Source organism: Synechococcus sp. W60.3, assembly GCF_047502615.1.
Lineage (GTDB): Bacteria > Cyanobacteriota > Cyanobacteriia > Thermostichales > Thermostichaceae > Thermostichus.
The window spans coordinates 26,628-49,763 of sequence record NZ_JANSHJ010000010.1; the positions used below are offsets into that span (position 1 = coordinate 26,628).

19 protein-coding genes are annotated in these 23,136 nt (G+C 62.2%); 4 read left to right on the forward strand and 15 right to left on the reverse strand.

The window, feature by feature from the left end; translation table 11 throughout:
* Positions 1-13: 13 nt before the first annotated feature.
* Genes NW846_RS05255 through NW846_RS05270 form a run of 4 tightly spaced genes read right to left on the reverse strand, consistent with a single transcriptional unit; the run spans position 14 to position 5,717 of the window.
* Positions 14-1,333: an energy transducer TonB gene (locus tag NW846_RS05255; RefSeq protein WP_011430844.1), complete on the reverse strand. Its 1,320-nt coding sequence runs from the start codon at positions 1,331-1,333 to the stop codon at positions 14-16.
* Positions 1,334-1,373: 40 nt separating this feature from the next.
* Positions 1,374-3,794, reverse strand: a complete 2,421-nt coding sequence (locus NW846_RS05260; protein ID WP_414346840.1) for a TonB-dependent hemoglobin/transferrin/lactoferrin family receptor — start codon at positions 3,792-3,794, stop codon at positions 1,374-1,376.
* A 37-nt stretch (positions 3,795-3,831) separates the two neighbouring features.
* Positions 3,832-4,677, reverse strand: coding sequence for an ABC transporter ATP-binding protein (locus NW846_RS05265; RefSeq protein WP_011430846.1), 846 nt, complete (start codon positions 4,675-4,677; stop codon positions 3,832-3,834).
* Positions 4,674-5,717 (reverse strand): FecCD family ABC transporter permease, encoded by a 1,044-nt coding sequence (locus NW846_RS05270; protein WP_414515512.1) that lies wholly within the window; start codon positions 5,715-5,717, stop codon positions 4,674-4,676. The genes NW846_RS05265 and NW846_RS05270 overlap by 4 nt, the downstream gene beginning before the upstream one ends.
* Before the next feature lie 479 nt (positions 5,718-6,196).
* On the opposite strand from NW846_RS05270, the gene mutS reads away from it, so the two are divergent.
* Positions 6,197-8,884 carry a DNA mismatch repair protein MutS gene (mutS, locus tag NW846_RS05275; protein WP_414515502.1) on the forward strand — a complete coding sequence of 896 codons (2,688 nt, stop codon included), beginning with the start codon at positions 6,197-6,199 and terminating at the stop codon, positions 8,882-8,884.
* A gap of 2 nt (positions 8,885-8,886) precedes the next feature.
* Here the strand turns inward: mutS and NW846_RS05280 are convergent, their stop codons facing one another.
* A complete protein-coding gene (locus NW846_RS05280; RefSeq protein ID WP_099813015.1) occupies positions 8,887-9,543 on the reverse strand; it encodes a cofactor assembly of complex C subunit B in 657 nt (218 codons plus the stop codon).
* A 449-nt stretch (positions 9,544-9,992) separates the two neighbouring features.
* Between NW846_RS05280 and sigC the strand changes: the two genes are divergently transcribed.
* Entirely contained in the window at positions 9,993-11,096 is a 1,104-nt protein-coding gene (gene sigC, locus NW846_RS05285) for an RNA polymerase sigma factor SigC (RefSeq protein ID WP_041439130.1), read from the forward strand.
* Between the two features lie 10 nt (positions 11,097-11,106).
* On the opposite strand, the gene murJ is transcribed toward sigC, so the two are convergent.
* The 6 genes from murJ to NW846_RS05315 form a co-directional block, all read right to left on the reverse strand.
* Positions 11,107-12,741 (reverse strand): murein biosynthesis integral membrane protein MurJ, encoded by a 1,635-nt coding sequence (murJ, locus tag NW846_RS05290; RefSeq protein ID WP_011430852.1) that lies wholly within the window; start codon positions 12,739-12,741, stop codon positions 11,107-11,109.
* A 165-nt stretch (positions 12,742-12,906) separates the two neighbouring features.
* On the reverse strand, positions 12,907-13,272 hold the full coding sequence (locus NW846_RS05295; protein ID WP_011430853.1) for a DUF4278 domain-containing protein: 366 nt from the start codon (positions 13,270-13,272) through the stop codon (positions 12,907-12,909).
* A gap of 213 nt (positions 13,273-13,485) precedes the next feature.
* On the reverse strand, positions 13,486-14,313 hold the full coding sequence (locus NW846_RS05300) for a HEAT repeat domain-containing protein (protein ID WP_099813014.1): 828 nt from the start codon (positions 14,311-14,313) through the stop codon (positions 13,486-13,488).
* Positions 14,314-14,345: 32 nt separating this feature from the next.
* Entirely contained in the window at positions 14,346-15,203 is an 858-nt protein-coding gene (locus NW846_RS05305) for a phycobilisome rod-core linker polypeptide (protein ID WP_011430855.1), read from the reverse strand.
* A 274-nt stretch (positions 15,204-15,477) separates the two neighbouring features.
* Positions 15,478-15,960, reverse strand: a complete 483-nt coding sequence (locus tag NW846_RS05310; RefSeq protein ID WP_011430856.1) for a phycocyanin subunit alpha — start codon at positions 15,958-15,960, stop codon at positions 15,478-15,480.
* Between the two features lie 187 nt (positions 15,961-16,147).
* On the reverse strand, positions 16,148-16,666 hold the full coding sequence (locus tag NW846_RS05315) for a phycocyanin subunit beta (RefSeq protein ID WP_011430857.1): 519 nt from the start codon (positions 16,664-16,666) through the stop codon (positions 16,148-16,150).
* A gap of 719 nt (positions 16,667-17,385) precedes the next feature.
* Here NW846_RS05315 and NW846_RS05320 point away from each other — a divergent pair.
* Positions 17,386-17,997, forward strand: a complete 612-nt coding sequence (locus tag NW846_RS05320) for a chromophore lyase CpcT/CpeT (protein ID WP_041438454.1) — start codon at positions 17,386-17,388, stop codon at positions 17,995-17,997.
* Between the two features lie 151 nt (positions 17,998-18,148).
* Entirely contained in the window at positions 18,149-19,150 is a 1,002-nt protein-coding gene (gene pheS / locus NW846_RS05325) for a phenylalanine--tRNA ligase subunit alpha (RefSeq protein ID WP_414345949.1), read from the forward strand.
* Position 19,151: 1 nt separating this feature from the next.
* Here the strand turns inward: pheS and NW846_RS05330 are convergent, their stop codons facing one another.
* The 4 genes from NW846_RS05330 to NW846_RS05345 all read right to left on the reverse strand — a co-directional run bounded on the left by NW846_RS05330 (position 19,152) and on the right by NW846_RS05345 (position 22,887).
* Entirely contained in the window at positions 19,152-19,448 is a 297-nt protein-coding gene (locus NW846_RS05330; protein ID WP_099834822.1) for a PipX family protein, read from the reverse strand.
* A gap of 197 nt (positions 19,449-19,645) precedes the next feature.
* Positions 19,646-20,230 carry a TIGR04376 family protein gene (locus NW846_RS05335; RefSeq protein ID WP_011430861.1) on the reverse strand — a complete coding sequence of 195 codons (585 nt, stop codon included), beginning with the start codon at positions 20,228-20,230 and terminating at the stop codon, positions 19,646-19,648.
* An 87-nt stretch (positions 20,231-20,317) separates the two neighbouring features.
* Positions 20,318-21,061: an ABC transporter ATP-binding protein gene (locus NW846_RS05340; RefSeq protein ID WP_011430862.1), complete on the reverse strand. Its 744-nt coding sequence runs from the start codon at positions 21,059-21,061 to the stop codon at positions 20,318-20,320.
* Positions 21,062-21,120: 59 nt separating this feature from the next.
* Complete coding sequence (locus NW846_RS05345; protein ID WP_414515505.1) at positions 21,121-22,887, reverse strand: MBL fold metallo-hydrolase; 1,767 nt, start codon at positions 22,885-22,887, stop codon at positions 21,121-21,123.
* Positions 22,888-23,136 lie beyond the last annotated feature (249 nt).

Genomic DNA, 23,136 nt, shown 5'->3' on the forward strand with positions numbered 1-23,136 from the left:
AGTTCCAAAACAGTCAATTGAGGGTGAACTGAATCGGCACCGTTACCCACGACTCAATCGGGGTGTTGTTCCTCAAGGCGGGGCTAAATTGCCAGCGTTGCACCGCCTCTTGTGCGGCCCTGTCCAGGGCCGGGAAGCCGCTGGAAGAGACAATTTCCACCTGCTGCACCTGCCCTTGGGCATCCACCTTGACCCGCAACAGCACTTGCCCCTGCTGGTTGAGGCGGCGGGCTTGGGGAGGGTACTGCGGCGGCGGGTTGCGCCCCGGGATGGGGCGGGCCAGGATGTCCGGCCTGGCAGCCACTGCTGCGGGCGAGGAGGTGGGGGAGGATGCCTCCCCGGCCCCTTCTGCCGCTGTCGGCGCAGAACCCTGCGCTTGGGATCCACCGAGGCCACCCGTCCCAGGAGCGCTGGATCCAGATCCCTCGCTCCCGCCGGGGGAAGCAGTGCCCCCGCCACCCGAACGGATCCCTTGGATGAGGGGGGTGAAGCGGGGAATGGGAGCGCTCGTAGCAGCCACGGGGGGCGGCCTGTCGGCCACAGGTGCAGCCGTGGGGGTAGCCACCGGAGTTGGAGGGGGCTGCTGTGGTGAGGGGGTGACCGTCGGTGTTGGGGAGGGCGGAGGAGGGGTTGGTGCGGCCATCGGCGTGGGTGGAGGGGTCGGCTCCGGCTTTGCTGTGGGAACAGGCGTAGGGGTGGGGGGCGGCGTTTGCAAAGCCAGCTCAGACTTGGGAACGGCCGTGGTCTCTACTCTCTCCTGAGGCGCAGGAGCCGGTGGGGGTGGGTTATCCGCGGGAGGTGATTCCGGGGCCGGGTCGCTCGGCTCCCCTGCCGGCTTGGGCAAGGCCGAATCTGCCTCTGCCGCAAGCTGCGGCGGCAGCGGATCCTCCAGCCACAGCGTGACCGGGATCCGCACTTCGGGCTCCAGCAGAGGTCGAAATCCCCACCCAACCCATCCCAGCAGCCCCAGCAGATGCAGAAGCAGCGAGAGCAAAGTCTCCCAGCGCAGCGGGCGGGGCTCCCGACTTTGCCCAGGCAACTCAGGGAGATCCTCCAGCGAGGCGCAGGCAACTGAGAGGGCAAGGGAGCAATAGCCCGCCAGCAGCGCCTCCCTAAGTAGCTTCTCCCCCCAGCCGATCCAACGCAGTCCTCCAGATCTTTGGCGCCGCCCCATTGCCCACAGCCCCAGCTCCAGCCAGGCCAGACCCACCCCGTAGGCCATGCCTGCCTGCTGCCAATACCCCATCTGCAGGCGCCACAAAAGCCGAGGGTGGGATCCCCTCCCCGAAGAAGCGGATCCCCGGTTGGTGTGAGTGGGGGGTTCGGCGAGCATGGCTCGGGGCTATCTCGATGGGCACGGCTGGCGGGGAGTCCTAGAAGCGGCTGGAGAAGCTGAGGGCCACATGGCGCCCCGGCTGGGCCCGCCGCTCCACCTCAGGGCCGACAAAGAGGGTGCGGGTCTCGGAGTAGAGAAAATACTTCTCGTCGAAGAGGTTGAACACCCCGAAATTGAGCTGCCAGTTGTCGTCCAGGTTGTAGTAGCCCAGCAGATCCACCACTGTATAGCCGCTGGGCACAAAGGGAATCTGCGGGGGAGCGTTGGGGTTGGTTTGCACCACCTCCCGCTGCGGATCCCGCGGATCCGCCACCAGCGTGGCCACCAGCCTCGCCCCCCACACCTGGCTGGGATCGTCGTAGTGCAGCCCCAGCACCGCCGTCAGCGGCTCAATCGAAAGCAGGGGCTTGTTTTCTGTAAGATTGTCCCCCACCGCCCAGACAAAGCTGCCGTTTAGGCTCCAGCCGGTTAGGTCGGGGCTGAAGAAATATTGCCCTGTCGCTTCCACGCCGTAGATGCGGGCGCGGCTGACGTTTTGGCTCTGGAAGAGGATGACCGGCGGGGGCGGCGGGCTGCCGGGGGGGCCGGGGGGCGAGGGCTCAGATCCCACCCGCCGGAACGCCTCGATAAAGTCGTTGTAGGTGTTGTAGTAGGCGGCCAAACTGAAGCTGGCCTGCGGGTAGATCCCTCGCAAACCCACTTCAAAACCCTGGCTGGTTTCCGGGCGCAAGTCGGGGTTGGAGAGGGTGCGATAGCGAAAGAAGGGGCTGACCAAGTTGGTGAAGCCGCTGTTGATCTCGTTGTATTGGGGGGCCCGAAAGCCGGTGTTGTACTGGGCCGTAAAGGTAAGGTTGGGGTTTATCCTCCACACCAGGCCCAGCTTGGGGGAAACGGCATCGGCAAAGAGGCTGGCCGCTTCTGACCCACTTTTGAGGAAAGCTTCATCGGGACTGGGGGTGAGGTTGTAGGTGTCGTAGCGGATGCCGGGGATCAACGTCAAGTTGCCGCCGCCGAAATCGATCTCATCCTGCACATACAGCCCAAAACGGACGGTGTCCGAGTCGGGAAAATCTTTGGTGGGAAAGGTGTCTGGTGGAATGTTTTGGGTTACCGCTCCGGTTTGCAGGTTGGTCTGAAAACGGTTGCGGGGTCGTTCGTTGCGGGTGGTGGAAATCTCCATGCCATACACCAGGCGGTGGGAGAGATCCCCGGTTTGGAAGCGGCTTTGGGCCTGCAGGCTGGCTCCTAAAATGTTGCTGACCAGCTCGTTGAAGGTATCTCGCCGCACAGGTACGGGTCGGCCCTGCACGGTGATGGTGCGCTCTTCCACGCTGGGCTCGCGGGTGCGGGCGGGCTGGTAGTAAATCTGGGCGGTGGCCAACTCAAAAGCGGGATTCTCAGGGTTGGCGTAGCGATACTCCAAACTGAGGCGGCTGCGCTCGGTGTCGATGGTTTCCCTAAATAAGCTGATGCCGGGATCCAGGTTGCGCCGCGAGAACGTGGTGGTGGTGCGGCTGTTGAAGTACTCGCCGGTCAGGGTGAGGCTTTCCAAGGGGCTGAAGCGGTAAACCAGCTTGGCCAAAACGTTGTCCCCATCCACCGTTTGTCGATCTTTAAAGCTGGGATCCGCTTTGATATCCGGCTCCCTGGCGTCGCGGCGGGTGTAGATGAGCAGGGCTTCCAAGTTCCCCTGCCGGCCCGCCAAGCTGAGGGTGTTGACAAAGCCTTGGTTTTTGCTGTCGTACTGGCTGGAGAGGCCCACATGGCTGTCCCGTTCCCCCAGCAGATCCGCCGGGTCTAGAGTAGTGTAGGTTACCACGCCCCCCAAGGCATCGCTGCCGTAGAGGGTGGAAGCGGGGCCGCGGATGATCTCCACCGTCTTCAGGGTCTCCAGCTCAAAGGTGTCCCGCCCGATGTTGAAGGGGCCGAAGGAAAACCGCTCCGGCTGCCGGATCCCGTCCACCTGGATCAGCACCCGGTTGGCGTCGAGGCCGCGGATGTTGAAGTCCTGCAGGCCATAGCGGACATTTCGCCGCACGCTCACCCCCGGCTCGTAGCGCACCAGATCCTGGATGTTCTGGATAAGCTCCTGCCGCAGGCGCTCCCGGTCGATGACGGTGATGGTGGCCGGGGAGTCGGCCAGGGTGCGCTCGGTGCGGGTGCCGGTGACCGTAACCTGCTGCAGGTTGAAGACGGGGGTGCCCTGCCGCAGCACTTGCAGATCCGCTTGCAGCCGCTCCACCTCCGCCTGATCCCCCCGCCGGCGGGCAGCTTCGATCTGGGCTTCTAGCTCGCGAATCTGCTCCTGGATGGTGGTGGCTCCCCGAGGGGTGGCCTGGGCCAGCAAAGGAGTCTCAGGGATCCGAGCCGCGGGTTGCGCCTGGGCCAGGGATCCCCAACTCAGCCCCAGGCCCAGCCCCAAGCTCACCGCCTTCCAGCCCCAACCGGTTACTCGCATAACGTTTCACTCTCCCAAAAACCCACAAAAAACCAAGTCAAACCTTCGCCTCAACACCCTTTCCTCCCAGCCAGAGGGGCCTTGCTGGGTCTGCGCTGCGCAGGGGGCAAAGCTGCGGCCCCACCGGCGTTGGCATCCACTCCACCTCCAGGCCAAACACCTCCTGCACCCTGCTGGGGGTCAAGACCGCCTGCGGGGATCCCAGGGCCTGCAACTGGCCGGATCCCAGCAGGGCCACCCGCCGGCTGTAGCGAATGGCCAGGTTCAGGTCGTGCAGCACGGTAATCACCGTCAGCCCTTGCTCCTGCTGCAGCCGTCGCAACAGCTCCAGCAGCTCCAGTTGGTGGCGCAGATCCAAAAACGTGGTGGGCTCGTCCAACAGCAGCACCTGCGGCTCCTGCACCAAAGCCAACGCCAGGAAAGCCCGCTGCCGCTCGCCGCCGGAGAGCGTCTCCACCCGCCTCAGGGCCAGGGATCCCAGTCCCGTCTGCGCCAGCGCCCATTCCACCCGCTGCCGATCTGCCCGCGGCAACTGCCACACCCACCAGGGCTGGTGAGGAGAACGCCCCAAGCTCACCAATTGCCACACCGTCAGCCCTGCCGGGATCCGCGGCTGCTGGGGCAAAAGGGCCAACTGCCGGGCCACCTGTTGCGGGCTGAGCTGGGTGTGCAGATCCCAACCGTTCAGGTACACACGCCCCGCCTGCGGGATCAACACTCGGCTCAGCAGCCGCAGCAACGTCGATTTGCCGGAGCCATTGGGGCCGACAATGCTCAGCCATTCCCCCGCCTGCAGGCTGAAGCTCACCTGATGGATCACCTGCCGCGAGCCATAGCCCCCGCTCAGCCCCTCGGCCTGCAAAATTGGCCGGCCCTCCCTCATCGCTCTGCCCCCTGCTGCCGCAGCAGCCAGCCGAAAAACGGCGCCCCCATCAACGCCGTGACGATCCCCACCGGCAGCTCCACAGCCCCCAGCCGGGTGAGGAGATCGGCGCCGCTCAACAGAGCTGCCCCCCCGAGGGCCGAAAGGGGCAACAGCCAGCGGTGATCCGATCCCACCCCCTGGCGCACCATGTGGGGCACCACCAACCCCACAAAGCCGATCAACCCCCCCACGCTGACGGCTGCCGCCGCCAACAAAGCTGCCACCAGGCCGATGGCCACCCGCGTCCGCGCCAACGGGATCCCCAAGCTCACCGCCATCTCTTCTCCCAGGCCCAGCAGGTTCAAAGCCCGCGCCTGCGCCCAGCCCAGCCCCAGCCCGACCAGGATGTACACCCCGGCCACCCGCACCTCCGGCCAGCCCCGCCCGCTCAGGCTGCCGATCAACCACGTCAGGGCCACCTGCACCCGCTCATCGGCCATCAACAACAAGGTGGAGCTAATGGCCCCAAAGAGCGCGCTGACGGCCACCCCCGCCAAGATCAGCCGCTCCACCGCCAGTCCCGAGGGAGTACGCGCCAACCCGTACACCAACACGGTAGTCAGCACCCCGCCCACCCAAGCGGCCAGGGGCACCCAAGCCGTCCACTCTCCCAAGGTGAGCAACCCCACCGCCGCCAGGCCCGCCCCCGCCGAAATGCCCAGCAGGTAGGGATCCGCCAGCCCATTGCCCAGCATCCCCTGCAACAGGGCCCCTGCCATCCCCAGAGCCGCCCCCAGCAACTGGGCCAAGAGCGCCCGCGGCAGCCGCAACTGCCAAACAATCGTCTGCCGAATGGGATCCCCCTGCCCCCACAGGGCTTGCCAGAGTTCTGGGAAAGTCATGGGAACGGATCCCAAAGCAATCGAGACCAAAAGTACTAGGAAAATGAAACTCAATAGCAAACAGGTCAAACCGATTGGCGAGAGCAGCCGCTTTCTTTGCCCCCAGCCTCTGCCCCCCTCAACCTCTGTATACGGACACTCGCGATCGACTAGCACCGGGAAAACCTCTCGAGCTTTGCCCAGGAAGAGAGCCTTCTGAGGCCAAGAAACCCCCTCCGCCCGCAAGGGCGGGATGGAAAACTCAGCCAAGTTGGCCAGGCCTCCCTCCCGAGCTTTATTGAAAGTCAAACTCAACAAAACGTAGTCGCTAGAATAGCAAGGCTTCTTGGATGTTGCAAGTCAGTTTCAATAGCTTGTGCCTAAATTTCTCCCTCTTGCGCTTCAGGGCTTTTGGACAAGACCGGGCAGCGCCTCTGCCCAGCCATTCAGACTTACCTCAGGGGGGATCCAACTACCCTGAGCGAGGTCATTTCAACCAACTGCGAAATGGCAATTACCTAGCTTCCCTCTCCCCAGAGGAGGAGGGCTGGGGAAATGTCTCATACTTCATCTAGATCTAGAATGGCCCAAGCTGATCGGTCCGGTTTGGCCAGGCTCTCAACCTTGAGCCCATTGCTTGCAAACGTTTTGATGCCATGAGTTCTTCCGCCGAGCCTACTTGGGATGCCTTAGAGGTGGATCCCGCCCTGCTCACCCCCATGATGCAGCACTACGTGGAGCTGAAGCGGCAATACCCGCACGCCATTCTGCTCTACCGCCTGGGGGATTTCTACGAGATGTTTTTCCAGGACGCGCAACTGGTGTCGCGGGAGCTGGAGCTGGTGCTCACCGGGCGAGAGGCAGGGGCCATTGGCCGGGTGCCCATGTGCGGGATCCCTTACCACGCCTTCGACCGCTATGCCGCCCAGTTGGTGGCCAAAGGCTACGCCCTGGCCGTCTGCGACCAGATGGAGCCGGCGGATCAAGCCAAAGGCCTGGTGCGGCGGGAAGTGACGCGGGTGATCACACCCGGCACCGTCATCGAAGAGGAGCTGCTGCAGGCGCGGCAAAATAACTACCTGGCGGCCATTGTCCGCCTGAGAGGCTCCAAGCAAACGGTCTGGGGCCTGGCCTATGCCGACATTTCCACCGGCGAGTTCTGGGTCTGCCAGGGCGAGGGGCAAGAGCAGCTAGAACAGGAGCTGGCGCGGCTGCAGCCGGCGGAGATCCTGCTGCCCACCGAAGAGGGGCTGGGCCTGGGCCTGATGCGGCCCGGGGATCCCCAAGCCCCCCTGGGCCTGCCCGGCCAGTACACCTATACCCTGCGGCCAGCCGAACCCTTTGAGCTGGCCACGGCGCGGGAAAACCTGCTGCAGACCTACGGCCTGCGCTCCTTGGAGGGCTTGGGCTGCGAGGGGCTGCCCCTGGCCATTCGGGCGGCGGGAGGATTGCTCCACTACCTGGAAGAAACTCAAAAAAACCTGGTGCAGCCTTCCCCTCAGGGGGGCCATCCGCTCCTGCGCCCGCCCCGCACCTACCAGCTCACCGACTACCTGATATTGGACACCCAAACCCGTCGCAACCTGGAGCTGACCCAGACCATCCGCGAGGGGGCCTTTGTCGGATCCCTGCTCTGGGTGCTGGATCGCAGCCGCACCGCCATGGGGGGACGCACCCTACGCCGCTGGCTGTTGCAGCCTTTGCGAGATCCAGAGCAAATCCGCCTCCGCCAAGACACCATCCAGGAGCTCTTGGAAAGCCCCTCCCTGCGCACCCGCCTGGGATCCCTGCTGGACTCTCTCTACGACCTGGAGCGGCTGGCCAACCGCGTCGCCTCCGGCACCGCCAACCCGCGCGAGCTGGTGGCCCTGGGCTCCTCCTTGGGCAAACTGCCCCAGTTGGCCGAGCTGGTGGGGGAAGCCAAGACCCCTCTCCTGCAGAGCTTGCAGCAGGTGGATCCCGCCCTGGTTGACCTGGGCCGCCGCATCGAGCACACCCTCCTGCCCTCGCCGCCCCCTGTGCTCACCGAAGGGGGGTTGATCCGGCCTGGGGTAGATGCCGAGCTGGACAGGCTGCGGCAGCAGGTGGAGCAAGACCGCCACTGGATTGCCCAGTTGGAGAAAACCGAGCGCGAGCGCACTGGGATCCCCACCCTCAAAGTTGGCTTCAACAAGGCTTTCGGCTACTACATCAGCATCAGCCGCGCCAAGGCCCAGCAGGTGCCCAAGGAGTACATCCGCAAGCAGACGCTAACCAACGAAGAGCGCTTCATCACCCCTGAGCTCAAAGAAAAAGAGGCCCGCATCCTCACCGCCCAAACCGAGATCAACCAGCGGGAGTACGAGCTGTTTGTACAACTGCGCCAGGAGGCGGGATCCCAAGCTGCCGCCATCCGCCAGGTGGCCCAGACCCTGGCTGCTGTCGATGCTCTCTTTGGCCTGGCCGAGGTGGCCGTGCAGCAGGGCTACACCCGTCCCGTGATCACCGCCGATCGCCGCCTGATCATCGAAGAGGGGCGCCACCCCGTGGTGGAGAAATCGTTGCCCCAGGGCCTATTTGTCCCCAACTCGGTGCGCCTGGGATCCCCCCACGGCCCGGATCTCATCGTCCTCACCGGCCCCAACATGTCCGGCAAGTCCACCTACTTGCGGCAGATTGGGCTGATCCAGATCCTGGCCCAGATGGGCAGCTTTGTCCCGGCGCGGCGGGCGGAGCTGGGCCTGTGCGACCGCGTGTTTACCCGCATCGGCGCCGTCGATGACCTGGCCACGGGACAGTCCACCTTCATGGTGGAGATGAACGAGACGGCCAACATCCTCAACCACGCCGGCGAGCGCTCCCTGGTGCTTTTGGACGAGATTGGCCGCGGCACCGCCACCTTCGACGGCCTTTCTATCGCCTGGGCCGTAGCCGAGTACCTGGCCACCCAGGTGCGCGCCCGCACGATCTTTGCCACCCACTACCACGAGCTCAACCAACTGGAAACCCTGCTGCCCAACGTGGCCAACTTCCAGGTGGTGGTCAAAGAGCTCCGGGATCGCATCATCTTTTTGCACCAGGTGCAACCTGGCGGAGCCGACCGCTCCTACGGCATCGAGGTGGGGCGCATGGCCGGCCTGCCCCAGCCGGTGATCGAGCGGGCCAAACAGGTGCTGGCCCTGGTGGAACAACACAGCCGCATCGGCCTCGGCCTGCGCAGCCAGGGGAAAAGCCGCCCTTCTTCAAACAACCCCAAGAAACGGTTCAAGCAAGAATCCAATTCCCGCGGGATACCCGACTGCGATGCCAAGGCTGGGGATCAACTATCCCTGATCCCGACCTCCCTCTACCCCGAGGAGCTCTAGGTCTATCCTCGCTCCGGATCCCGTTCTTCCAGCCCCAAGGTGGCGGCCAGCACCTCCAGCTCCTCCCGCTGCCCCTCCACCCAGAGGTGGGATCCGGGGGGCGGAGCGGCCTCTTGCAGCTTCAGGCGGATCTGCTGCGGGCGGTGGCTGCGCCGCCAGTAGTACCAGCCCGCCCAAGGAGAGGCCAGCAGCAGCGTCCAAGGCCAGGCTCCCCAAGCCGGCTGCAGCATCTGCAGCACCAGGGCCAAACAGGCCAGCCCTGCCCCCGCCAGCCCCGTCAAAAAAACAGCCAACCCCACACTGGCCCGCGCCTGACCCACAAAGGTGGCGATCCCCTCCGGGTCAGCAGATTGCAAGCGATAGGCGCGCCCCTCCAGGTGCTTTCGGAGAAGGGATCCCATTTCTTCCAGGTTGCGACTGCTAAAATAGAGACGAGCTTCGACGCGGTCTTTGCCAGAGGCTCGCAGAAAAAAGAACAGGCCGATGGCCAGCAAGACCGTAAGCAGTAGCGTTGAAATTGTCTCCCCTTGCAAGGAAGAAGAGGCGGCTACTGCCGCACGTGCCTCGGATAGAGAGCCAAAGTTGATGGGCGGCGCAACTGCGATCGGGGCTTTCTCTCCTGACCAGAAAGAAGGAGACTTGGCAAGAAAGCAGTTCATGGAATGCTAGTTTACACGCCTGCTGACCAGTTTAGACTTCTCAGAGGAGCTGGCCGCCCCCTCCTCCAAAGAAAAACCGAGTTGCCACCTCTATCGCTTTGTAGCTCGCATGGGCAAAAAACCCCTCGGAGGGCAGTGCGCTTTTCAGCAACCTCAGTGGCAGTTCAAGAGGAGGGGAGGCTACGCCGGATCTCGTGCCTCTCGGCTGGGAAGTGCAACTATAATAAGTTATGATAAGAGGCTTCTGCTTTACTGACTCTTGTCTCTCTCCCTTTCCAGGGTAGCCTCCTTTAAGAGGGCAGAGCTCTGCAGCGAGGGTTGAGGAGGAGGGTGCCTGCCCCACTCGAGCGATGACGGCGCAAAGCAACCGCTCCAGGGAGACACCAGCCTTAGAGATTTCCTCCCAGTCCTGCCCTTTTGGTTTGCCTGCCTCTGTCGCTGTTTCAGCAATACCTTACATGTCTAACTACGAACCTGAGCTCAACGACATTTTGTTGGATGGCGATCTCCTCGATCCCGCTGAGGAAGCAGAGGTAGATCTGGCCGAGAGCGAGTTTGCAGAAGAGGAGCCAGCTCGCCGCTCCACCGATCTGGTGCGCCTTTATTTGCAGGAGATCGGTCGTGTTCCCCTCCTGGGTCGCGATGAGGAGGTGGCTCTGGCCCAAAGAGTCCAAGACTACATGAAGCTTTTGGATGTGCGCCTGCGCCTGCAGAAAGAGTTGGGACGGGAGCCAACTCTGGCCGAGTGGGCAGCTAGGGCCAACCAGTACCCCGAATGGGCCAACCTCACCCCCGAGAAGCTACAGCAGATCCAGCGAATTGGCAAGCGCGCCAAAGAGCACATGATCAAAGCTAACCTGCGCCTGGTGGTGTCGGTGGCGAAAAAATATCAAAATCGCGGCCTGGAGCTGCTGGACTTGATCCAAGAGGGCACGCTGGGCCTGGAGCGAGCGGTGGAGAAGTTCGATCCCAAGAAGGGTTATCGCTTCAGCACCTACGCCTACTGGTGGATCCGGCAGGGCATCACCCGCGCCATCGCCACCCAGAGCCGCACTATCCGCTTGCCCGTTCACATCACCGAGAAGCTGAACAAGATCAAAAAAGCCCAGCGCAAGCTTTCCCAGGAGAAAGGCCGTACCCCCACCATTGAGGATATTGCTTCCGAGCTGGAGATGACGGTGCCCCAGGTCAGGGAGCTGCTGGTGCGGGTGCCGCGCTCGGTTTCTCTGGAAACCAAGGTGGGCAAAGACAAGGACACTGAGCTGGGGGATCTGCTGGAAACCGACGACATCTCCCCCGAAGAGACGATGATGCGGGAGGCCCTGCATCGCGATCTACAGCAGTTGCTGGCAGATCTCACCAGCCGCGAGCGGGATGTGATCCGCATGCGCTTTGGGTTGGGGGATGGGCGCACCTACTCGCTGGCGGAAATTGGCCGCGCCTTGGATCTGTCGCGGGAGCGGGTACGGCAAATCGAGGCCAAAGCCCTGCAAAAGCTGCGGCAGCCGAAGCGGCGCAACCGAGTGCGAGACTACCTCGAAGCCATCAGCTAGTCGGGCCTGCCTAGGATCTGGATGGAGATCGCTGGCTGGCAATCTTGCTCAGGCGCGTCTGGATCTGGGCTGCCAGCCAGTTCACTTCCGGGATCCGCAGATACAGGGCCCCTGCCGCAAACAAGCTGAGACCGATGCCGGCGGCCAGACCGGCCCAGAGGGCGGCGGTGATTAGAGAAGAGCCGAGAATCTCGTGGGAGCGCAGTTGCGTCCACAGCCAATGGCTGAGGCCCCCGGCCAAGGCGGTGATCCCCAGCAACGGCAGCAGGGCCTGCCCCATCTCCTGCCAGGGGATCTCCGGCAAGCGCTGGTGGAGGCGGATCCCCAGCCCAATCAGAGCCATCAGGTTAACGCCTGCCGTGGCCAAGGCAATGCCCGGTGCTCCAAAGGTTGGCAAAAACAGGAAGTCCAGCAGGGCGTTGAGGCCGATGGCCAGGCCGCTGATGTGCAGGGGCGTAGCCCCATCCTCCAGGGCGTAGAAGATACGCACCAGCACATCCCGCAGCAGGTAACAGGTCATCCCCAGCCCATAAGCCATCAGCAGGGCCGCCACCTCCTGGGTCACCTCCGGCGTAAAGCGACCGCGCTGGTAGGCTACTTGAACGATAGGTTCGGCCAGGGCCACCAGCACCATCGCCAGGGGCAGGGTGAGGATGGCCGTCACCATCAGCCCTTGGCGGATACGCTGGCGCAGCTCCGGCCAGCGGGATCCATCCCCCGCCAGCTGGGCGTAGAGAGGCATCAGGGGCACCAGCACCATGTTGGAGAGGATCCCCAGGGGGGTTTGCACCAAAAGCTGGGCATAGCCCAAGTTGCCGATGGTGCGATCCCCGGGCACGAAGGAGGCAAAAAAGAGATCCACATAGACATTGATGTGGATCATGCCGGAGGAGATCACCGCCGGCAACAGCAGCAGGCCCACCGCCCGCACCGGCGGGGATCCCCACTCAAAGCGCAGCCGCAGCCGCCCCAGCCCCAGCCGCTGCTGCAGCGGCACCTGCGCCAACCACTGGGCGATGGCCCCGATGAGCACCCCCCAGGCCAGCAACGTCGGGATCCCCGTCCATCCCAACGCGAGCAGGATCCCAATGACTGACAAGCTGGAGATCAACGGGCTAAGGGCGGGCAAGAGGTAGTGCTCGGCCGCATTCAGCGCCCCAAAGCCAATGCCAATCCAGCCCGAGAGCAAGGCCAGCGGCGCCATGATCCGCAACTGCTCGGCGGCAAGAGCATGCACTTCGGGGCTGGCCCCTGGTGCGCTCAGGCGCACCACCCAGTCGGCTCCCCACCAGAGGCCCAACGTCACCGCTAAGAGCAGGCAGCCCACCAAGGTAGAAATGGACTCTAGCCAACGGGCCGGATCCTCTCTTCCCGGCTGCTGCTTTTTGAGCACGCTGACGATGGCGCTGTGAAAGGGGCCGTTGATCCCGCCCAGCAAGATCAACAAAAAGCCAGGCAGGACATAGGCTATGCTAAAGGCGCTGTACTCTGTCCCCGAGCCGTAGACTGCCGCGATTAGGGCCTGACGGATAAACCCCATGCCCTTGCTGAGCAGCGTGGCCCCTGCCACCAGCCCTGCTACCGAGAGCAAGGAACGGGGTGGAGAAGACGCGGCGGATGGGATTCGCGGGGCAGACTCTTTCATACCCCTAGCTCCCCACCGCCGCCTTGGCAATGGGCAACTGTCGGGATGCCCTAATCTTCCCAGGATTCACCCACAGGCTCACAGCCGCTACCCCCCTCGCTTCGGCATAGGGCAGCACCATTATCCCGGATTCTCCCGACCTCTGGAGGGAGGGCAAGGCAGAGCTCAGGCCAGCAGTTGTCGCTCCTGCTCCAGTTGCCGCAACAGATGCTCGTCGCCGCGGGCCTGGGCAGCGCGAATGCGCTCTTGTAGTCGCCGCAGCAGGTTTTGCCGATGGGTTTCTTCGACCAAGGTTATAAAGTCCTTGCGCGGGGAAATAGCCGCCGGCACCCTGCTCGCTGCCTTCGCCGCCGGATTGAGGACAAGGCCTCGATACCTCAAGGCAGAAAACTGTGGCAGCGACACAACCGCCGATTGGGCTGGCCAGCTCCACGCCAGGCCCCGGTAGCGCGTTGGCACCTCCTGCCGCTGGCAGGTTGCGGGGGCAGAAGGGACAAAGTCGTGGGCAATGCCCCGGTAGGTCAGTTGCATAGGAAGACTCCCCCAAATAGACTGCGGCGATCTTTAAAGAGCTAAGGAAGAAAGCGACGCCCCTGAGCCAGCTTGTTGAGAGCCGTTAGACAACAGCTTCGGCTTCCTCGGCGCAGCTCAGAGGGTAAAACCCAATTTTATTCTGTATCGAAATTAACAAAATAAGCAGTTGGGTGTCAACTTTGGGTCGAGGTCGTCTCCCTATCCAGAGAATTAGAGCAGCTCGTCGATTAGCCGTAGCACCTGGTGCAGGTCGGTGCCGGCCTCTTTTCCCCGTCTGAGGTTCAGCTCCACCAACTGCTTGAGGGCGAGCAGCTTGATATTGGCCTCCACCGCTGCCGCTGCCATGGCTTGGGCCGCCGGCAGATAGCCGCTGGCCCCCAGATCCAGCAGGGCAGCCCGCCGCAGATGGATGTTGGGGTGGCTCAACACCGACAGTAGCGGTTGGACAAAAGTGGGATCCCCTGTCAGCCGGTAACAGGCCCGCGCTGCCGCGCATTGGAGGCGAATTGAGGGGTGCTCTAGGTAAGGGCGGATCTGCCCCAGGGCGGCAGCCACCTGCAACTGTCCAAGCGCCTCGATCAAAGCCTCCAAGGCGGCAGGCGCTTCTGTCTGCAGACCCTGCTCCACCCAGCGCAGCCCTTCGAGCAACGCCACTCCCAGCTCTTCGGCTTGCCTGGGATCCCGATCCAGATTATTGGCTAGGGCGATCTCCACCAGCGCCTGGGCTGCTGCTGCCACCACTTGGCCATCGGAGCAGCGTAAAGCCTCTTTCAGAGCCGGGATCCCAGCAGGGGAGGCCACCTTGCCCAGGGCACGGGCGGCGTTGCGCCGCAGCGGATATCCCCCCTGCGTGGTGCGATCTGTCTCATCGGCCAAGGCTTCGATCAGGGCCGGGATCCCTTCGGGGATGCGCATGCGCCCCAGCCACCAAGCCGCGTAGTAACGTTCCCCCGGATCCCCATGGCGCAGCTTGGCGATCTGGCCAGCGGGGGTGAGGTCGGCGGCCGGAGGGAGATCTGAAGGAACAGCCGTGGTCATAGCATCAACAGGCCAGAGCGCCTGCAGAGGCCTCAAGCGCTGCGGACGCTGACGATCTTGGCGCCCGACTTGAGCAGCCGCTGCATCGTCGCCGAGAGCTGATCGGCAGAGACAAAGATCTGCTGGTTGGATTTGCGCACCCGGCTGGAGGTGGCCAGGGCCGAGGGCGGGTTAAGCAGCCGCGTCACCTCAATGCAGAACATGCGATCGGACTGGCCCGTTGGCGGCCCCAAGTGTTTGGTAATGGGGCTGGGGGGCAGCAGCCCCCGCACCCCGATGCGGCGGATGGCCGGGGTAAAGCCGGTGGCGAGGGGTACCATCAAGCGCGGCCTGCGCCCCTGGGAACGGTCGTTGTTGGCGTAGCCCCCGTAGAGGGCAAAAAGGTTGGTGAAGTCGCGGGTGGTATGGGCCTTGCGATATTCAAACCCGCGCGGATAGGGGACGATGTTGTCGCCAAAGGCTTCCAGGTATTCTGGGCTGTCGATGTAGGAATCGATCTCCGCGCTGTGGCCCCCAGCGTGGTAGATGTCCAGGTGTCGGGCAATATCCTTAGGGCTGGTGGGAGCTCGCCCCAGCAGGTGCTTGAAGTTGAGCTCGATGGCGCGGGTCTGGGAGTTAGGGTACAAAAACCGCCTCTTGTAGGCTTCGGACTTGGCGATTAAGCGCACAAACTCCCGCACCGTCAGGCTGCCCCGCCGTAGCAGCGATTCCGCACTGGCCAGCTCCTTCCTGTCTGCGCCAAACAGGTGATCGTTGCCCAGCACCTGGCGATAGATGGCCCGCAGGATCGCATTGAGCTGATCCTGGCTGGCATTAGGGCGCAATTCTAAGGGAGTCGTCTCTGTAATGCCCCGGATCCCCATTCGGCTTGCCGCTGTGATTCCACTCATGTTAATTCCTCATGATGAAACTGGCTGGATTAACTTTGAAAAAAGCTTGAAAAGGCTGCTTGGGTTCACCTCTCAACTCAACAACCCTCAGCAGCACAAATATGGGGTTGAAGCGAGAGCAACAGCGGCGCTTTTCCCTCTGGGGGAGAGATCCTCAGACCCAACCGGCCAAAGGGATCCCTTTCTCGCCACCGTTGCCCTCGACAACCTTTCTTCGCTATCCCCCTCAAGCGCCGGGCTGGCCACCTTTTTGGGGGATCCCAAGCTGCAGAACCTAGCTGAGCGCGTTGATGGCGTAGTCGATGTAGGTGTTGGCTTCGGTGGCCGCTTGCCCCGTCAGGCCATGGTTGGCTTTGATGTAGCGTAGCGCTTCGATAAACCAACTGGGGGAGAGTTCAAAAGCGGCGTTGATCTCGCGGATCCCGGCCAACTGATACTCGTCCAACGGGCCGGTGCCACCGGCTACCAAGCAGTAGGTGATGTAGCGCAGGTAGTGGCGCACGTCGCGGGCGCACTTGTCTTTGCCCGCTTGGGTGTGGCATTGTCCCCCAGGCTGAGTGGTATAGGGGAACTTGGCATAGACGGCCTCGGTGGCGCCGCGCACCAGCTCTTCGGCACGGCTGCTCAGGACACGGGCAGCTTCCATGCTGGCGGCAGCCCGCTGAAAACGGCCGTTGATGGCCTGCAACTCGCTGTTGCTCAGATAGCGCCCCTGGCTATCCGCGGTAGCAATGGCATCGACAATAGGGGTTTGCATGATTCAAAACGCTCCTTTACTTAAGCTCAACGCAAAAATCCAACACTGCAAAAGCGGCTTAACTGCAAAATGACTGCAAAAAAGGTTGTCTTCTCAGGGATCCCAGGCCAACCCGAGTTGAACTCCACGGCGGCCTTCACCCTAGGATCCGACTGTTCCAGGCAAAGCGATGGAGATTCCGGCCCTATCAGACCACGGCAGCAGCGGCGCGATCGAAGTAGGACTCGATTTCGGCGATCAAAGCGCTGCAATCACCCCGGGTGATGCCGTTGGGATCGCTCACCACCGCCACCGCAGCTTTTTTCATTTTTTGAATGCCGTTGGCCACAGAGCTGCCAGGGGTGCCCAGCGCCTGATAGGTTTCCCGCAAGCCGTTCAAGCAGCGCTCGTCCAGCACGCTGGGGTCAGCGGCTGCCACCGCATAGGTGATGTAGCGGAGGATGATATCCATATCCCGCATACAGGCGGCCACGTTGCGGCTGGGATAAGCAGGGCCGCCGGGAGCGTTCAAATTGGGCTCCTCGGCAAACAACTGACGGATGGCATCGGTCACAATTTTAGAAGCGTTGCTGGTGAGGCGGTTCACGGCGTCCAAGCGCTTGTTCCCCTCGGCAATCACCTGCTGCAGAGCCGCAAACTCGTTTTCTCCCAAGAAAGCGCCTTTGGAATCAGCTTGCGCAACAACTTTGCCAAATACATCGTTCATGGCTTTAAATCTCCTAGCGAAAGCAAAAGAGGTTATGAATCGTCACTCCCTGCCGCGGAAGTGGAAGCTCCCGCCAGCCAGGAATGCAGCAATGCCCCGATCCCTGATGCCGACCGGCACCGTTGGCACAGCTCCTTGTCCCAACAGACCTGCCCACGGGATCAAAGCCCGTAGAAACAAGATGGGCAAGCTAATCCTCGACCCACCTCCAGTCAAACGGCCTCGCAGGCGAAGCCGCTTGCCGACACATGTCAACGGATCCCGCTTCTTAAAGATCCTCCACTGCCGACAACCTGAACTGGACAGATGAGGAAAATCTGGCTCGCCTTGTTTCCAGTCTTTTTCTATCGCGAGGACAGGGAGCGATTGAATCAAAAAATGTAAAGGGACTTTACTTGCCGCAAAAAGTCTTGGATCCTCATCCAGACGGGCAATCCCGCCCTCTTCTCTCCATCCTTCAGGGCCTTAGTTTTTACAGAAAAAAATGTTACTTTACACAGCTTTACGACATGAAGAAAAATATAAACCGTGATTGTGGCTTTCGGCCAAGAGGCAAGCCCGCTTCAGTATCCACGCAAACCTTCTCATAAAGGATACATAATTTAACATTTGTGGAACCTCCTCGGCAGAGCAGAGGTTAGGGGAAAATCTGAGCAGGTTTTCATCGACCGCCTGGGATTTTTGGTATAAGTCCCTACGGTATTTCTGGATGCGTGGTTATGTCGAACTGGTTGGAGTCCACCTCTTCCCCTGAGCTGTTGCAGATGGCACGTTGGCTGGCGGGAGACTTCAGCAACCAAGAGCAAGCCTGGGAGAACCCACCTTTTTTTGCCTCGATCCGGGTGGCCTATCGCCCCTTGCCAACTGCTGTGCTGGGGGGAATCGGCTTTTATGTGGAGCAGGCTTACAGCGGCCATTTGGAGGAGCCCTATCGTCAGGCAGTGGTGGAACTCACTCAAGTGGGGGACGGGATCGTGATCCGCAACTACCGTCCTCTGCAGCCGCAGCGGTGGCGGGGGTGTGCTCGGGGGAGGGCGGAGCAACTCAGCCAACTGAGCGCTGCCGATCTGGCCTACCTGCCGGGGTGTGATGTGCAGGTGAAGAGGCAGGGATCCCTTTTTGTCGGCGTGACGGAGCCGGGTTGCCGCTGTTGCGTGGTGCGCAACGGTCAAACCACCTATTTGCAGACCACCTTGCACCTGAGCGAGAACGAGTTTTGCAGCCACGATCGCGGCATGGATCCGGTTACCCACCGCCAGGTGTGGGGAGCTGTGGCCGGCCCTTTTCGCTTTCGCAAGGTTGTCGATTGGCAGGCGGAGCTGCTGCAGTAGGTGGGAAGAGAATCCCTTGCCAATCTCGGCGCCGTCGGTGAAAGATGATACTTTGGGAGAAAGCAACTGCGGCCCGCTACATGTCCAATAGGGATCCTTGTCTGCCGGCTGCTCGGCAACGCTGACGCGAATGTGCGAATGAACTTTCCCCATGCAAGACGAACGAGACACGCTTCGCCAACAGCTTCTCACCCTCCAAGGTGAGGCGCTTGCCCAGGTGGCGCAGGCCGCCGATCTGGACGCCTTGGAGCAGATCCGCATCGACTATCTGGGCAAGAAGGGGAAGCTCTCCAAGATCTTGGGGGGCATGGGGAAGCTGCCCCCGGAAGAACGGCCTGCCATTGGCGCTTTGGCCAACACCTTCAAAGAGGCCCTGCAATCTAGGCTGGATAAGCGCAAACGGGCCCTGGCCGAAGCTCAGCTCCAGGCTCGCCTGGAGGCGGAGCGGCTGGACGTCACTATGCCGGGGCCGCGCCGGCCTCTAGGGCGGATTCACCCTTTGCAGGCCACCATCGACCGCATGCTCGATATCTTTGTGGGGATGGGCTACACGGTGGTCCACGGCCCGGAGATCGAGACAGAGTACTACAACTTCGAGGCCCTCAACACCCCCGCCGACCACCCGGCGCGGGACATGCAGGATACCCTCTATTTGGAAAAGGGCTATCTGATGCGCACCCAAACCTCTTCGGTGCAGGTGCGTTATATGGAGCAACACCAGCCGCCCCTGCGCATTGTGCATGCCGGGCGAGTGATGCGCCGCGACAGTGTCGATGCCACCCACTCGGCTGTGTTTCACCAAATGGAAATCTTGGCGGTGGGCCAGAACCTCACCTTTTGCGACCTGAAGGGCACCCTCAAGGAGTTTGTCACTCGCCTGTTGGGCCAGCGAGAAACCCGCTTCCGGCCCAGCTATTTTCCGTTCACGGAGCCTTCTGCCGAGATGGATGTGCGTTTTGGCTCCAAGTGGCTGGAAATTTTTGGCTGCGGCATGGTGGATCCCAATGTATTTCAGGCGGTCGGCTATGACCCGGAGCGCTACACCGGCTTTGCGGCAGGGATCGGCGTTGAGCGGGTGGCCATGCTCTTACATGGCATTCAAGATATCCGCCTGTTCTACAGCAGCGACCTGCGCTTTTTGTCGCAATTTTAGGTCAAGAGAAGGTGCGTTTGTAAACCAACTGCAGGTGCTCCAGCTCGTCTTTGCGATTGGCGCGGCGCAACAGGCGCATTTGTTCTTCGATGACCTGGCGGGCTTCGTTGCGGCTAATCGGGTCAAAGACCAATTCTTCCACAGCAGATGGATCGGCGTTGTGATCGGGGGGCTTGAAGTAAACCCGAAAAAACAGCCGTTGGGCATAAAGGGTGGTGAAGATGGCCTCACCTTCGTTAACCCGACACAGGCCGTAGAGCAAACCAAATGTAGGGTGATTTAGATAGAGCTCATTCATGCCCAATAGCGTACCACTCTTGGTGGAGAAGAGGGGCTTTCCTTCTCGTTCGGTGGCCGAGAAAGTTGCCGAAACGATTTCGCTCCGGCTCTTGAGACCGAGAGCGCAAATCGTAGGTTCCACCCAGCTTGATTTTGGTTCGGCTGTTGCAACTGGATTCGAGGTTAACAGAGTTTTTTTAGACACAGGCCAGGCTGCTACCGCCGCTGCTGTTCCCCCACCTTTTTCTTCATGTCATGCAATTCCTTCTCTACCTCTAGCCGCATCTCCAGCCGGCGAAATTCCTCCTCCAACTTATCTTCCTCAAACGGTTTTCCCCAGGGGCTGAAGCCCCAAGCCGGCTCGGCGGCAGTTTTGGCTTGGGCGGCCTTGACTTCTTGCAGCTTGGTTTTCACCTCTTGGCGGCGCCGGGCAATTTGCGGCAGCAGAGCTTCCAGTTGCTGGATTTTCTCCTCCAGAGCCTTCCCTTGGTTGAACAACCGGCTTCCTTTCTCCAAAAGCTCGGCTTCCCGTCGACGCGCCCCTTCGGCCAGGTCGGGGCGGTTGGCCCGCTCGGCTTTTTCGATGCGAAAGTGCCAGGTCTTGATCTCCTCGCCCAGCTTGGCGAGAGCTTCGCTCAGGGCTTGCTTCTGGGCCAAGCTTTCCTGCCGCAGCCGTCGAGTTTCTTCTTCCTGCTGGCGCAACTGCTCGTCGAGGGCTTGCAACTCGATCTCTGGGTGGGCTTTGAGGAATTCCTCTAGGCGGGTCTCCAAAAATCGGATGATATCTTCGATCAATTTCATGGGCCGATCCTCACTGGCCGAGCGCTCAGTTGCGTTTAGGCTAGCGCAAGCCGGCTCGTTCCCGATAGGCCCCCGTTGGATCGCAGCCTAGACCAGCAAATGCCCATCGGCAACGCGGATGATGCGCTGGGCGGCCTGGGCCACTTCCAGGTCATGGGTAACCACGACAAGGGTAATGCCCTGGCGGTGCAGCTCGGCAAAGAGGTTGAGCACTTCCTGGCCGGTGCGGCTGTCCAGGGCTCCTGTAGGCTCGTCAGCCAACAACAGTTGTGGCCGGTTGACGATGGCACGGGCGATGGCCACCCGCTGCTGCTGGCCGCCGGAGAGTTGAGCCGGGCGCTGGTGCAGCTTGCTCCCCAAGCCCACTTGTTCTAAAGCTTGCTTGGCCCGCCGGCGTTGCTCTGGCTCCGGGATCCCGGCGTAGGCCAGGGGCAGCATCACGTTCTCCAGAGCCGTCAAGAGGGGCAGGAGGTGAAACTGCTGGAAGACAAAGCCAATCTTTTGGTTGCGAATCCGGGCCAGCTCCCGATCCGTCAGAGTAGAGACTTCCACGCCGTCCAGCCAGTAGCGCCCTGAGCTGGGCCGATCCAGGCAGCCCATGAGGTTCATCAGGGTGGACTTGCCGGAGCCAGAGGGCCCCATGATGGCGCAATACTCCCCTGCCTCGATCGCCAAGTCGATATCGTAGAGGGCCTGAAAGCTGCCTTCCGGCAGTGGGTAGACTTTGTTCACCCCGACCATTTGCACCACGGGCAGGTGGGGTGTGGTAGGGCGCTCCAGGGATCCGACCAGCCCCTGGCGACGATCTGCCCAGGGTTGTTGCTCAAGCATGGTGGGTACCGCGACTGGCCCCATTCTAGCCTTTGGGCTGCTGGGGCTTCGGGGGCTGACTAACCGGAAGAGCGGATTTCCAGCGGCTGATGGTAGGGACAGCTTCCTTGCGGATCCACCCGGAGGCGGTAGAGGGGGGAGCGCTCTTGGTCGCAGCGAAAGGCTTGGGCTTGTGAGGTTAAGATCTGGCGGGCAAAGCGGCAGTTCTGGCACTTTCTGCCACCGTTATCGGTGGAGGCAGAAGGCTGTTTTGGACGCGGCACGATTCCTGCTGGTGCGGGGGCGGCCCCTGCCGGGCGGATCAGCTCCCGCGGCGAAAGGCCGCGCAACACCAGTTCGGATCCCTGCCAGCGGGCCTCCACCAAGCCAGTCTCAGCCCAGGCGGCCCAGCGGGGATCCTGGGCAATCTGAGGGGGCAGCCGTACCTGTACGCCGGCCAAGGCGCGGGGCGAGCCCTGTTCCTGCCAGATCTCTTCCACCTCCCCCTCGTAGCGCAAGGCGGGATCCCTGGGAAATTCTGACGGCTTGACTTGGGTTTGCAGGCGGCCGTCGGGCAGCTCCAACCAATGGCCGGGTTGGGGGCAGTGGACATGGTAACGGTTGCACAGCTCCGGCAGATCCGCCAGATCCTGCGCCTGCTGGGGGCTGGCGTGCACCAAGACCACATGTTGGGGGCGAAAGGTGTGGACGATCTGGGTCAGATGCCCAACGTCGTTGTGGCTGTGCCAAGCCAGCCACTCCACTCCGATGCGGGAGCGCAGCGGCGCTGGCCATTGGTCAAAGGGGGTGGCCAGCTCCACTTCCGGCAGCCGCACCAGCAGACAGGAGCGCTGCGGCTGGGCCAGCAAGCGCGACCAGATGGGATCCCAGGCTTCAGGCCCGGCATCGGCATCGCACAGCAACAGGCCCTGGGGCAGGGGATCCGCCTCCGTGAGGGGCTGCACCCGCGGCTGCAGGCGGTCTTCCCAGAACAAGGGCTGATAGGTGGCGAAATTGCGCACCGGCTCCGGCAGGTAGGGGAGCAAGCGTTCGTAGAGGTTGCAGCCTGCCGCCAGCCCCGGCGCCACCCACACGGTCAGCTCTTGGGAAGCCTGGGTAAAGCGGTGGTGGGCTTTGAGGAGGAAGAGCAGCTCCTGCCCCAGCCCCAACACCGGCAGCGGAAACAGCACCGTCTGCCCTGCTGCCACGGCGCTGATCAGACGCTCCAGCAGGCGGTTTTCCAGATGGCGACGGGGCGGATGGCGAGTGGATCCCAGCGAGGCTTCGATGAGCAGCACGTCCGGCTGCCAATGGCGCAAAGCGGTGAGATCCAAGCCGGGGGCAAAGCGGGTTGAGGCCAGGGAACAGTCGCCGGTGTAGACGCAGGTTTGGGCCGGAGTGGTCTGGGTATTTTGCAGCAGGGTTGCCGCTGCTCCCGGCAGGTGCCCGGCTGTGAAAAAGGTGAGCATCAGATGGGGCAGGATCTCTCGTGCCTGGCCAAAGGGCAGTGCCCGAAAGGGAGGAAAGCGAATTTCCCGGTCGTAGCCCGGCCAAACGCCCCGCTCCCACAGGCCGCCCGCCAAGTGGGCGGTCAGGGGAGTGGCATAGATAGGCACCTGCGGGTAGCGACGATAAAAGGCGGGCAGCCCCTGCAGGTGGTCAAAGTGAGCATGGCTGCAGATCACCGCATCCGGGATCCCTGGCAGGGCCTTGAAGAGGGAGGAAGCAGGCAAACCGCAATCGAGGAGCAAGCGGTGGGATCCCATCTCCAGCCAGTAGGCACAGCCCTGCCGGCGGGGATCCGTGCCCAGGGGAAACAGTCGAAGGGGGGGTCTTTCTGACTCCACAGATGTGTTGTTTTTAAGCTAGAAGACCACGCTCAATCCTGCAAACCACAAGGGCGGCTCGGCCAGGGATCGCCCCTCCCCCTCCGTACACCTCCCGGAAAGGCAGGGGCAACCTCTGCCGATCTAGCTATCCTATCCTTCTTCCAGCATAGCTGTTGACCACTTCCGCCGGGGCAGCCGGCCATTTTCTCTATGCTCTCCATGCAACAGCGGAATAATAGGGGGATTTGGCTTTGCCGTGTGCCTGGC